The organism is Neobacillus drentensis (assembly GCF_036962125.1).
GTDB classification, from domain to species: domain Bacteria; phylum Bacillota; class Bacilli; order Bacillales; family Cytobacillaceae; genus Neobacillus; species Neobacillus drentensis_B.
Window position 1 is genome coordinate 20,645 of record NZ_JBALOA010000039.1, and the last position, 11,616, is coordinate 32,260.

The 11,616-nt window shown below is 39.9% G+C and carries 12 protein-coding genes; all 12 read left to right on the forward strand.

Annotated features, from left to right (window positions below):
* Positions 1-9 precede the first annotated feature (9 nt).
* Entirely contained in the window at positions 10-555 is a 546-nt protein-coding gene (gene hpt / locus V7121_RS23260) for a hypoxanthine phosphoribosyltransferase (protein ID WP_335499132.1), read from the forward strand.
* A 130-nt stretch (positions 556-685) separates the two neighbouring features.
* Positions 686-2,626 carry an ATP-dependent zinc metalloprotease FtsH gene (gene ftsH / locus V7121_RS23265; protein WP_335499134.1) on the forward strand — a complete coding sequence of 647 codons (1,941 nt, stop codon included), beginning with the start codon at positions 686-688 and terminating at the stop codon, positions 2,624-2,626.
* Between the two features lie 109 nt (positions 2,627-2,735).
* A complete protein-coding gene (locus tag V7121_RS23270; RefSeq protein WP_335499154.1) occupies positions 2,736-3,503 on the forward strand; it encodes a type III pantothenate kinase in 768 nt (255 codons plus the stop codon).
* Between the two features lie 33 nt (positions 3,504-3,536).
* Positions 3,537-4,415, forward strand: coding sequence for an Hsp33 family molecular chaperone HslO (hslO, locus tag V7121_RS23275; RefSeq protein WP_335499136.1), 879 nt, complete (start codon positions 3,537-3,539; stop codon positions 4,413-4,415).
* A gap of 36 nt (positions 4,416-4,451) precedes the next feature.
* Positions 4,452-5,345 carry a peptidyl-prolyl cis-trans isomerase gene (locus tag V7121_RS23280; RefSeq protein ID WP_335548078.1) on the forward strand — a complete coding sequence of 298 codons (894 nt, stop codon included), beginning with the start codon at positions 4,452-4,454 and terminating at the stop codon, positions 5,343-5,345.
* 151 nt (positions 5,346-5,496) lie between these two features.
* Positions 5,497-6,426, forward strand: coding sequence for a cysteine synthase A (cysK, locus tag V7121_RS23285; RefSeq protein WP_335548080.1), 930 nt, complete (start codon positions 5,497-5,499; stop codon positions 6,424-6,426).
* Between the two features lie 254 nt (positions 6,427-6,680).
* Positions 6,681-7,523, forward strand: coding sequence for a dihydropteroate synthase (gene folP / locus V7121_RS23290; protein ID WP_335499144.1), 843 nt, complete (start codon positions 6,681-6,683; stop codon positions 7,521-7,523).
* Positions 7,516-7,875, forward strand: a complete 360-nt coding sequence (folB, locus tag V7121_RS23295; protein ID WP_335499145.1) for a dihydroneopterin aldolase — start codon at positions 7,516-7,518, stop codon at positions 7,873-7,875. Before folP ends, folB begins: the two co-directional genes overlap by 8 nt.
* A gap of 2 nt (positions 7,876-7,877) precedes the next feature.
* A complete protein-coding gene (gene folK, locus V7121_RS23300; protein WP_335499148.1) occupies positions 7,878-8,405 on the forward strand; it encodes a 2-amino-4-hydroxy-6-hydroxymethyldihydropteridine diphosphokinase in 528 nt (175 codons plus the stop codon).
* Positions 8,357-8,563 (forward strand): helix-turn-helix domain-containing protein, encoded by a 207-nt coding sequence (locus V7121_RS23305; RefSeq protein ID WP_335499150.1) that lies wholly within the window; start codon positions 8,357-8,359, stop codon positions 8,561-8,563. The genes folK and V7121_RS23305 overlap by 49 nt, the downstream gene beginning before the upstream one ends.
* 89 nt (positions 8,564-8,652) lie before the next feature.
* Complete coding sequence (gene dusB / locus V7121_RS23310; RefSeq protein WP_335499152.1) at positions 8,653-9,654, forward strand: tRNA dihydrouridine synthase DusB; 1,002 nt, start codon at positions 8,653-8,655, stop codon at positions 9,652-9,654.
* 192 nt (positions 9,655-9,846) lie between these two features.
* A complete protein-coding gene (gene lysS, locus V7121_RS23315) occupies positions 9,847-11,331 on the forward strand; it encodes a lysine--tRNA ligase (RefSeq protein WP_335499156.1) in 1,485 nt (494 codons plus the stop codon).
* Positions 11,332-11,616 lie beyond the last annotated feature (285 nt).

Below are 11,616 nucleotides of genomic sequence, written 5' to 3' on the forward strand. Positions count from 1 at the left end.
CACATTTAGATGAAACAGGATATTGAAAAGGTGTTAGTAACAGAAGAAGAGATTCAAACTAAAATTAAGGAGCTAGCCGCACAATTAACTGAAGAATATCAGGATAAATTTCCGCTCGCTATTGGTGTATTAAAAGGTGCAATGCCGTTTATGGGCGATTTATTAAAACGGATGGATTGCTATCTTGAAATGGATTTTATGGATGTATCGAGTTATGGAACCGGGTTCGTTTCTTCCGGTGAAGTAAAAATCCTCAAGGATTTAGATACTTCTGTTGAAGGTAGAGATATTCTTATTATTGAGGACATTATTGATAGTGGTCTGACACTTAGTTATTTAGTTGATTTATTTAAGTACAGAAAGGCAAAATCGATTAAGATTGTGACATTGCTTGATAAACCAACTGGCAGAAAAAGTGCCATTAAAGCGGATTATGTTGGTTTTATTGTACCGGATGAATTTGTTGTCGGTTATGGCTTAGATTATATCGAAAAATATCGAAACCTTCCATATATTGGTGTTTTAAAACCTGAAGTATACAGCAATAATCTCTAAAGTAAGCAATGAGTCCTATACGTAAAATCAGGGAAAGTTAAGACAAGACCTTGAGTGTAATTTCTTGAATTTGTAAGATTTTCTATGATACCATTTAGTATAGTTTGTCTATCGTGGGAGGAGGTAAGAGATGAATCGGATTTTCCGTAATACCATCTTTTATTTATTGATATTTTTAGTCATTATTGGCGTGGTGAGTTTCTTTAATGGAAGCAATGAGCCAACAGATCATATTTCATATGATAAGTTTGTAAGCCAATTAGAAAAGGGCGAAGTAAAATCGTTCTCAATGCAGCCTGAACGAGGAGTTTATGAAGTTCGTGGTGAATTAGAAGCGAAGAGTAAAAAATTCATAACCTATGTACCAAATAGTGAAGAAATCATTAACAAAATTAATAAAGCAGATTCCAAAGTAGAAGTAATGCCTGCTAAAGAAACAAGCGGATGGGTGACATTCTTTACATCGATTATTCCGTTTGTGATTATCTTTATTTTATTCTTCTTCTTATTAAACCAAGCCCAAGGCGGCGGTAGCCGAGTGATGAACTTTGGAAAATCTAAGGCGAAGCTTTATAACGATGATAAGAAAAAGGTTCGTTTTAGAGATGTAGCTGGGGCTGATGAAGAAAAGGCGGAATTGGTAGAAGTCGTCGAATTTCTAAAGGATCCACGGAAGTTTGCTGAACTTGGTGCCCGAATTCCAAAAGGAGTTCTACTTGTAGGTCCTCCAGGTACTGGTAAGACATTGCTCGCTCGTGCGACAGCCGGTGAAGCAGGCGTTCCGTTCTTCTCAATTAGTGGTTCCGATTTCGTTGAAATGTTTGTTGGGGTCGGGGCATCCCGTGTGCGTGATTTATTCGAAAATGCAAAGAAAAATGCACCATGTATCATCTTTATTGATGAAATTGATGCAGTCGGACGTCAACGTGGCGCAGGCTTAGGCGGCGGTCATGATGAACGTGAACAAACTTTGAACCAATTGCTTGTTGAAATGGATGGTTTCGGTGCCAATGAGGGAATTATCATTATTGCAGCTACAAACCGTGCTGATATCTTGGATCCTGCGTTATTGCGTCCAGGCCGTTTTGACCGTCAAATAACTGTCGACCGTCCGGATGTTGTTGGACGTGAAGCTGTTCTTAAAGTACATGCACGTAATAAACCTTTAGATGAATCCGTTAACTTAAAAAATATTGCGATGCGTACACCAGGTTTTTCAGGTGCTGATTTAGAAAACTTATTGAATGAGGCCGCATTAGTTGCAGCCCGCAGCAGTAAGAAGAAAATTGACATGGAAGACATTGATGAAGCAACAGACCGTGTCATTGCCGGCCCAGCTAAAAAGAGCCGCGTTATTTCTGAAAAAGAACGTAAAATTGTTGCGTTCCATGAAGGCGGTCATACAGTTATTGGTTTAGTACTTGATGAAGCGGATATGGTCCACAAGGTTACGATTGTACCACGTGGGCAAGCAGGTGGCTATGCTGTTATGCTTCCAAGGGAAGACCGTTACTTTATGACAAAGCCGGAATTACTTGATAAAATTGTTGGTCTACTCGGTGGACGTGTGGCGGAAGAGATTGTCTTTGGTGAAGTAAGTACTGGAGCCCACAATGACTTCCAGCGTGCGACTGGTATTGCTCGAAAAATGGTTACTGAATATGGTATGAGTGATAAGCTTGGACCGCTTCAATTCGGTCAAGCACAGGGCGGTCAGGTTTTCTTAGGCCGTGACATTCATAACGAACAAAATTATTCCGATGCAATTGCTTATGAAATCGACTTGGAAGTGCAAAGAATCATTAAGGAATGTTATGCAAGAGCAAAAGTCATTCTTACCGAAAATCGTGATAAACTTGATCTTATTGCGAAAACATTACTTGAAGTCGAAACTCTTGTGGCTGAACAGATTAAATTCTTGGTGGAAAATGGTCATATGCCAGAGCCCAATCAAGCATTAGAAGCTGTGAAAATCGGCCCGAAAAAAACAGAGGACGTCAAGGTGAATATTAATAAGAAAAAGGAAGAGGCTGAACCGCTTAATCCTTCTGACGAAACAGAACATAAGTAAATGTTCAAAAGGGTGCTTCATTGAAGCACTCTTTTTTTTATGATTAAACTAATCTGTGGTATTATGTTTTCAGTATAGAAGAGAATAATCTGAAAAGTGAGTGATAGATTTGATTTTCGTATTTGATGTGGGAAATACCAATATTGTATTAGGTGTTTATGATGGTGAGGAACTTAAATACCATTGGCGGGTTGAAACGAATAGAAATCGTACGGAAGATGAGTTCGGAATGAATATCAAAGCACTTTTTGATCATGCTGGCCTTTCTTTTTCAGATATCGATGGGATTATTATTTCCTCGGTGGTTCCCCCAATCATGTTTGCTTTGGAGAGAATGTGCCACAAATATTTTCATGTAAAGCCATTTGTGGTTGGGCCGGGAATTAAAACAGGTCTGAATATTAAATATGAAAACCCAAGAGAAGTCGGAGCTGACCGGATTGTTAATGCTGTTGCAGCTATACATGAGTATGGGAGTCCATTGATTATTGTCGATTTTGGAACTGCAACCACCTATTGTTATGTGAATGAGGAGCGTCAATACATGGGCGGTGCAATTGCCCCTGGTGTCGGGATCTCAACAGAGGCACTTTATTCAAGAGCGTCCAAATTGCCAAGAATTGAAATTGCCCGACCTGAAGGGGTTATCGGTAAAAATACAATTTCAGCTATGCAGGCAGGTATTGTGTACGGATATGTTGGACAAGTAGAGGGAATTGTTAAGCGGATGATGGAGCAAAGCGTGAAAAAACCTACTGTCATTGCAACAGGCGGGTTGGCCAACTTAATTGCTCAAGAATCAACGATTATTGATATAGTTGACCCTTTTTTAACTTTAAAAGGATTACAGCTTATCTATAAACGGAACATAGGATAACCTAAGGTATAGCAGCTAGAAAGGGGATATATAATGAACGATTATCTTGTAAAGGCACTTGCCTATGATGGAAATATACGTGCTTTTGCTGTCCGCACGACAGAAACGGTAAGTGAGGCTCAAAGGCGTCATCAAACCTGGCGGACAGCGTCGGCAGCACTTGGCCGTACCTTGACCGCAGGAGTAATGATGGGTGCCATGCTTAAGGGCGAGGATAAATTAACCATTAAGATTAACGGCGGCGGCCCGCTCGGACCAATTGTTGTAGATAGTAATGCTAAAGGGGAAGTTCGAGGTTATGTAACTAACCCGGAGGTAGATTTTGAATCGAATGAACATGGCAAGCTTGATGTCCGCCGTGCAGTTGGAACGGATGGTACGTTAGCTGTTGTTAAGGATATCGGAATGCGTGACTTTTTTTCAGGACAAGTTCCGCTTGTATCCGGTGAATTAGGAGAGGACTTTACTTATTATTTCGCTACTTCTGAACAGGTTCCTTCGTCAGTGGGAGTCGGCGTTTTAGTGAACCCAGATGATACGATTTTGGCAGCAGGCGGGTTTATCTTTCAATTAATGCCTAGCACCCCAGAGCCAATTATTTCAAAACTAGAAGAGCGACTAAAAACCATTGAGCCGATCTCTATATTAATTGAACGAGGACTAACACCAGAGCAAATCCTCGAAGAGCTTTTTGGAAAAGAGCAAGTCAAGGTATTAGAAACGATGCCAGTCGGTTTTAGTTGCAATTGCTCCAAAGAACGTTTTGCTAATGCAATTGTCGGTTTAGGTGCCGCTGAGATTACTGCTATGATCGAAGAAGACGGTCAGGCAGAGGCACATTGTCACTTTTGCAATGAAAAATACCTTTTTTCAAGTGATGAATTAGAGGAGCTCAAAAAGGAGGCAAAATAAACGGGTGCCAGCCCTTTTCTGAATGGGGGAATAAGGTTGGGGAGGAAGCAGCTTTGGTTGGTGATTGCCGGCCTGGTACTGGTGAACTGCCTTACAATTGTTTTTTTTCTAACTAAGACAGAATTAGCAGGCAGCACCCTACTAAATGAAGAGCCAGTAGCCACAATTGGTAAAAAGTCAATCTTACGACAGGAATGGCTTAATGAGCTAGAAGCTAGATATGGAAAAGATGTTCTAAAGGAAATGGTTAATCAGAAGGTCGTTGAGGAAATGGCGGCAAAATATAAGATAAAAGTGTCGAGCCAAGATGTCGAACGTGAGCTTAGAATGCTCCAAGCCACCACCAATTCATTTACCAAACAGAATAACAAAAATGAAAAAAGGTGGAAGGAACAAATTCGCACTAACCTGCTATTAGAAGAGCTTTTAACGAAAGATGTAAAAGTATCAACAGGTGAGTTGGAGAGTTATTATGAAAAAAACAAGGATTTGTTTAATGTACCATCTGCCTACCATGTTTCACAAATTGTAGTTGCCTCACTTGATGAAGCAGATAAGACTCTCCAAGAGCTAGCGCAAGGTTCAGATTTTTCAACGTTGGCAATGGAACGCTCCATTGATGAGTTTTCTGCCAACGAGGGCGGCGATATCGGTTATATTAGCGAAGGGGATGAACGGTATCCCAGCCAGTATATTGAAATTGTAAAGGAATTAAAGAAAGATGAATACAGTCAACCTGTCCAGGTTGAAGAAGGTTACGCCATCCTTAAATTAGAAATGAAAATCACGGGGAGAACATATACCTTTGCAGATGTTAAAGAGCAAATCCGCAGGCAAATAGCAATTGAACAAATGAAATCCACCGCCTCTGCTTCTATATTTTGGGAGGAGGCGGGCGTGGAATGGTATTACGGGAATAAACCAAACTAAGGCACAGTTATGATACTGTGCTTTTTTACATAAAAAAATAATTGGAAATATTGTAAAAATACCATAATAAAACGATTGACAAAGTAAGTAGTTAACTGGTAAATTTAATAATATAAATCCAATCAATTTACTCGGAATAGGGGTGCTCTAAATGGTTCGTGTTGCAAATTCAGTTACCGAATTAATCGGTCAAACACCAATTGTTAAATTAAACAGATTAGTAGATGAAAATAGTGCTGAGGTTTATTTAAAGCTAGAATATTTCAATCCAGGAAGCAGCGTAAAGGACCGGATTGCTTTAGCAATGATTGAAGCAGCAGAAGAACAAGGGTTAATCAAACCAGGTGTTGATACCATTATTGAGCCTACAAGCGGAAATACTGGAATTGGACTTGCAATGGTTGCAGCAGCAAAAGGTTACAAAGCTGTTTTTGTTATGCCTGAAACGATGAGTTTGGAAAGACGGAACCTACTTCGTGCTTACGGTGCGGAGCTTGTATTAACACCTGGACCAGCAGGGATGAAGGGTGCAATTGCGAAGGCAGAAGAATTAGTAGCAGAGCATGGTTACTTCTTGCCACAGCAATTTAAGAACCAAGCTAATCCTGAAGTTCATAGAAGAACAACAGGTAAAGAAATCGTGGAACAAATGGAACAATTAGATGCATTTGTTTCAGGTATCGGTACTGGCGGGACAATCTCAGGAGCAGGAAGCGTTCTTCGTGAAAAATTCCCTGAAATAAAAATATTTGCTATTGAACCAACTGACTCTCCAGTTCTTTCTGGCGGATCACCTGGTCCACATAAACTCCAGGGTCTTGGAGCAGGATTTGTTCCTGACACACTAAATACAGATATTTATGATGAAGTGATTAAGGTTGGAACTGAGGAAGCATTTGCAGCTTCAAGACGTGCAGCAAGAGAAGAAGGAATTCTAGGCGGAATCTCTTCAGGAGCGGCCATTCACGCTGCGTTAGAAGTTGGAAAGAAATTAGGAAAAGGGAAAAAAGTCCTTGCAATTATTCCTGATAATGGAGAACGGTACCTAAGCACACAGCTTTATCAATATGAGGCAGAATAATGAGAAAAGCGGAAGCACCCGTTTAGCGGCGTATGGACTGGAGCGCTTCGACTGAGATAAAGGAAACACGGAGAACGTAGTGATTCGATGTTGACTTATCGTAGGGAGAAGTGCGAAGTACACTAGCCGTTGGGTGCTGGAGCTAGACAATAATCTAAGAGGTGTCGGCTTGCCGATGCTTCTTTTTTTTGAAATCTTATTCAATTTTCATGTATGATAAGTAGAGTGAAAAAGCCCGTAAGGAGTGAACAAATATGAGAACACCTCTAGAACAAATCCAATGCGGTCCATATACCTTAGATTTTAGTAAGAAAACAATTGTCATGGGCATTTTAAATGCAACACCAGATTCCTTTTCAGATGGCGGCAAGTTCAACCAGGTTGAAATCGCTGTGGAACGTGCTAAGGAAATGGTGGCAAATGGTGCGGATATTATTGATATCGGCGGGGAATCGACACGACCTGGATTTGCAGCCGTCCCAGCCCATGAAGAAATTAACCGGGTAATTCCAATTATTAAGGCGATATCTGAACAAGTCCATGTTCCGATATCAATTGATACTTATAAAGCAGAGGTTGCCAAGCAGGCGATTGAGGCGGGTGCACATATTATCAATGATGTATGGGGGGCGAAGGCGGATAATCAAATGGCACAAGTAGCTGCTGACTATAATGTTCCGATTGTCCTTATGCATAACCGCCACGACCGAAATTATCAGGTATTTATGAGAGATGTAATCAATGACTTGTATGAGAGTATTGCTATCGTTAAAAAAGCAGGTGTAAAGGATGAAAGGATCATCATCGACCCAGGTATTGGCTTTGCAAGGAATTATCAAGAAAATCTGCTAACGATGCAGAATTTAGATACGTTTGTGAGACTTGGCTATCCCGTATTATTAGGGACTTCTAGAAAGTCGATGATTGGACAAGCATTGGATCTGCCTATTCATGAAAGAATGGAAGGAACAGGAGCAACCATCTGCTACGGCATCCAAAAAGGCTGCCAGATTATCCGTATTCACGATGTGAAGGAAATGAGCAGAATGGCAAAAATGATGGATGTGCTGATGGGAAGGGGTGAAACGAATGGATAAAATTCATGTTAATAGAATGGAATTCTACGGGTACCATGGTGTTTTCCCAGAAGAAAATCGATTGGGTCAGCGTTTTGCCGTTGATTTATCTGTTTCCATTGATTTAAAAAAAGCGGGTGAAACCGATGATTTGAATTACTCAGTCAATTATGCTGAACTCTACCAAATTTGCAAAGAAATAGTGGAAGGGCAGCCATATAAATTGGTCGAAGCGGTGGCAGAGAAAATTGCAGTAAATATCTTAGAGATGTTCCCACTGATATCTGAGACTACGGTAATGGTGATTAAGCCAGATCCTCCAATTCCTGGCCACTACAGCTCGGTTGCAGTAGAAATTACAAGGAGAAGATAAAAGTGGAAAACACAGCATTTATTGCCCTTGGCTCTAATATAGGTGATCGTTATACTAATATAACGAGTGCGATTAAAAGATTAACAAGTTATCATAGTATCCAATTGGTAAATTATTCATCTATTTACGAAACGGATCCCGTTGGTTACGAAGACCAAGACTTATTTTTGAATATGGTAATCGAGATTCAAACGGGACTAAGTCCTTTTGAGTTATTAGATTTATGTTTAGAAATTGAATTAGAGCTTGGGAGAAAAAGGGAAATTAAGTGGGGACCGCGAACAATTGACCTTGACATTCTTAGCTTTAACCAAGAAAATATTGAAAGCGAGAAGCTCGTGGTTCCGCATCCACGGATGTTTGAACGAGCCTTTGTAATTATTCCACTTTTAGAAGTACATCAGAACAATCAGTGTTCGGAGTTAATTAAATTACTTAAGGCATCATTAGAAGAATTGCCTGATAAAGAAGGAGTCCGAATATGGAAGCGGAAAAATGGGGAAGACGTATTCGAGCCTATCGGAAGTTAAAGGGCTATACACAAGAAGGTTTTTCAAAGGAACTAGGTGTATCCGTATCAATTCTAGGCGAAATTGAAAGAGGGAACCGCCTTCCTGCTAGTGAACTACTGGTGAGGATTGCGCATTCACTTAAAATATCTATAGATGACTTAACACCCAAAGAATAAGAGAAGCGGAAGGCCCGTTTACTAACGCGGTGCTAGAAAGTAATCTAAGACCAGCCCTATGATTAATCACAAAGATTAGGAGGTACTGCATGTTAAAGATTGGCGATATTGAAATGAAAAACCCAGTCGTACTGGCTCCAATGGCTGGAGTATGTAACTCGGCATTCCGCTTAACGGTAAAAGAGTTCGGTGCTGGTTTAGTTTGTGCAGAGATGGTAAGTGATAAAGGGATTATTTATAAAAATGAAAAAACCATGAATATGCTCTATATAGACGAGCGGGAAAAACCGCTAAGTTTACAAATCTTTGGTGGTGAGCGGGAAACACTCGTCGAAGCAGCTAAATTTGTAGATCAGAATACTAATGCAGATATAATTGATATCAATATGGGCTGCCCTGTTCCTAAAATTACGAAATGTGATGCTGGTGCAAAGTGGCTTCTTAATCCAAATAAAATCTACGAGATGGTTTCCGCAGTTGTAGCGGAGGTGGAAAAGCCTGTCACCGTAAAAATGCGAATAGGCTGGGATGAACAGCATATTTTTGCAGTGAAAAATGCACAAGCTGTAGAACGGGCTGGCGGGAAGGCTGTTTCTTTGCATGGGCGAACACGTGTTCAAATGTACGAGGGAAAAGCCAACTGGGATATCATTCGTGAAGTAAAGCAAAATCTTTCTATTCCGTTGATCGGTAATGGTGATGTTCTGACGCCGCAGGATGCCAAACGGATGATTGATGAAACAGGCGTCGATGGAGTAATGATTGGAAGAGCGGCTTTGGGAGATCCATGGATGATTTATCGCACCGTCCAATATTTAGAAACAGGCATTCTCATGCCTCAACCGACTGCAAGAGAAAAGATTGATGTATGTATTCTACATTTAGACCGTCTAATTGCTCTTAAAAATGAAAATATTGCTGTTCGTGAAATGCGTAAGCATACTGCCTGGTATTTAAAAGGGGTACCTGGAAATGGGAAAGTTCGTAATGCAATTAATGAATGTGAAACAAGAGATCATTTAGTAGCAATATTAAACGATTTGGTTGCAGAGGTTGAGGAAGTAGAACAAAGTCAGTTAATTGTAGGGTAAACTCGTCACTTACAGTGTCTTTTCTATAATAATTGGATGCTGCCAGTGAAAAAACTGGCAGTTTTTATTTTATTATCACCTTTTTTGATGTCTGAAAGTTTAAGTTTGTGTAAAATAATAAAGTATGTAGAAAAAGTGGACATCATTATTTAAGACATTTTACATAATAAAATGATTATTGGAGTGGATTTTATGAGTCAGGAAGATTTAAATGACCAATTAAGGGTCAGACGTGAAAAAATGAATACCATGCGCGAAAATGGTCTGGACCCATTTGGTAAGCGTTTTGATCGTTCACATACGACGAAGGAATTAATTAATCAGTACGGGGAATTAGAAAAAGAAGAGATTGAAGCCAAAAATGTTTCCGTTTCTTTAGCAGGACGAATTATGACGAAACGTGGGAAAGGAAAAGCAGGCTTTGCTCATCTTCAAGATTTAACTGGCCAAATTCAAGTATATGTTCGTCAGGATGCGATTGGCGAAGAAAACTATAAGCTATTTGATTCGTCAGATTTAGGAGACATCATAGGGGTAACCGGTACTCTATTTAAAACAAAAGTAGGGGAATTATCGGTTAAAGTTGAAAACTTTGAGTTTTTAACAAAGGCGCTGCGTCCGCTTCCTGATAAATTCCATGGACTTAAGGATGTTGAACAGCGCTACCGTCAACGTTATTTGGATTTAATTATGAGTCAGGAGAGCAAAGCTACCTTTATTGCTAGAAGCCGTATTATTCAATCGATGCGTCGTTATTTAGATGAACACGGTTATTTAGAAGTAGAGACGCCAATGATGCACTCCATTGCTGGTGGAGCTTCAGCACGTCCGTTCATTACACACCACAATGCGCTTGATATGCCATTATTCATGAGGATTGCGATTGAGCTTCACTTAAAGCGTTTGATTGTGGGTGGACTAGAAAAGGTTTATGAAATTGGCCGTGTCTTCCGGAACGAAGGTGTATCGACTCGTCACAACCCTGAATTTACAATGATTGAACTGTACGAAGCCTATGCGGATTACCGTGACATTATGAGCCTTACTGAGAATTTAGTAGCTCATATTGCCGAAGAGGTAGTCGGTTCTACAACTGTTCAATATGGAGAGTATGAAGTCGACCTTAAGCCAGAATGGAAGAGACTCCATATGGTTGATGCGATTAAAGAATACACCGGTGCGGATTTCTGGAAAGAAATGAGTGTTGAAGAAGCACGTGAGCTAGCCAAAGAACACGGTGTTGAAATTAATAACAACATGCTTTATGGTCATATCGTCAATGAATTCTTCGAGCAAAAGGTCGAGGAAAAGTTAATTCAGCCTACTTTTATTTACGGCCATCCAGTGGAAATTTCTCCGCTTGCAAAGAAAAATGATGAGGATCCAAGATTCACGGACCGCTTTGAATTATTTATTGTCGCTCGTGAACATGCGAATGCCTTTACGGAGCTAAATGATCCGATTGATCAAAGAGAACGTTTTGAAGCGCAATTAAAAGAACGTGAACAAGGCAATGACGAAGCCCATATGATGGATGAAGACTTCGTTGAAGCACTAGAGTATGGGATGCCGCCAACAGGAGGATTAGGAATTGGAATCGACCGTTTAGTCATGTTGCTTACTAATTCCCCGTCTATCCGTGACGTCCTATTATTCCCATTAATGCGTCATAAATAGTTTGTTAAAAAAGTGCCATCTCACTGGCACTTTTTTTATTAAATAAATCAACAAAGAGTTAGAATAGTTCTACTTTAGATATTTTATAAAAAACTACAAAATACTATTGCGCCTATTCTCTTAAGGTGGTATATTAATATCTGTTGTTGCGAAGCGATGACAGAAACGAAAATATATTTTAAAAAGTTATTGACATTCTATTGATAACTTGATAAGATAACAAAGTCGCTTTTAGGCGATGACTTAATTGCTCTTTGAAAACTAAACAAACAAAATCGTGCAAAC